Source organism: Microcoleus sp. S28C3 (genome assembly GCF_036700785.1).
Classification (GTDB): Bacteria; Cyanobacteriota; Cyanobacteriia; order Cyanobacteriales; family Microcoleaceae; genus Microcoleus; species Microcoleus asticus.
This window is the reverse complement of record NZ_JAUBPO010000294.1, coordinates 1-1,211: the sequence shown is the minus strand read 5'-3', so window position 1 is coordinate 1,211 and position 1,211 is coordinate 1. Positions and strand designations below refer to the sequence as shown.

Annotated in this window: 1 protein-coding gene; it reads right to left on the bottom strand. The window is 38.6% G+C overall.

The features are described 5' to 3' along the window. Positions 1–31: 31 nt before the first annotated feature. A complete protein-coding gene (locus QUA13_RS32535; protein ID WP_333205227.1) occupies positions 32–1,138 on the bottom strand; it encodes an IS630 family transposase in 1,107 nt (368 codons plus the stop codon). Positions 1,139–1,211 lie beyond the last annotated feature (73 nt).

The following is a 1,211-nucleotide window of genomic DNA, read 5'->3' as shown; positions in this document are numbered from 1 at the left end:
TATAGCGATCGCAAATTATTCATAAATCGATCTAGGGTTCGATCGAGCAGTAGTTTCCTGAGAATTTTGGCTCAAAATCACCAAACTTGTGTAGTTTGGGAAAGTCAAAGATTTGCTGCTGTATGGTAAAATTGAAGAACCATTTAACCAAGGAAAAAGAACCGATCCGATTCCCAAATTTTCTTACCCAAGTCTTGGCATTTAGCCAAATATCTTCTACTGGATTCTGCTCCGGAGCATTGGGAGCAAACAGGACACAAGTTAAAGGCCATTCATCCCGCTCCTTACCTTGATTAATTTCTTCTAGGTAAGCTTTCATTTCTTTATATTTGTGATAGCTGGCTCCATCCCAAATAATCAAATGTCTGGCTTCGGGATTTAAAGATTGTAAGTCTTTTAAGAAAGCGACTGTATTCTCAGAATTTGCCGTTGCATATTCTCGCAGAACGAACTGTTTTGTTAAATAATTTACTGCGCCATAATAAGTTTGTTTTTCTCTCTGATTCACCAGTGGTATTTCTATTCTCTCGTTGCGCCTTCCCCAAAGATAACCACAGACATCTCCCCATAGTAGATGACACTCATCAATCAAATACACCACAAGCTTTCTCGATACTATAGCTTCTCGGTATTCTTCCAGAATCTCACAAATTTCTTGGTGCTTTTTTTTGACAAGTTCTTCATCACCTTTTGGGTTCTTTTTTTGAGACTTTTTCCAGCTAATTCCTGCTAGCTTAAAGAGTCGATAGTAGCTAGTTTTAGATTGAAATTCAACCTGATACTGCTCTGCTATATAATTTGCGAGGGCGGATAAATCCCAGTGGTCTTTATTGGTTAACCATTGGATAATTTCCGACTGTTCTTCAGGCTTAAGTTGTCCCTGCGAGCCTTGATGATTTAAGAGCAATCCTTCAATTCCATGCAAGGCATAATTGATTTTCCACTTGCTAATAAATGGAGAGGATACTCCCAAGATATTTTGAATAGTTTCGCGGCAGATACCTTCAATTAGCATCCGGACGGCCAAGGCTCTTTTTAACTCTCTGGGGTCGGGATTACTGGCAATAAAATTTTCGAGTTCTAATAAGGCTTCGACTTCATCCTCTCCGATTTTTTCTGACGATTTCTTTTGGACCATTTCAACTCCTACTTAGATTCACATACCTGATTATACATGATTTATGATTTACAAACCATTTGCGATCGCTATA

Excerpts from the sequence above, each read along its gene's own strand:
- QUA13_RS32535 (WP_333205227.1), bottom strand. The coding sequence starts at position 1,138 with ATGGTCCAAAAGAAATCGTCAGAAAAAATCGGAGAGGATGAAGTCGAA.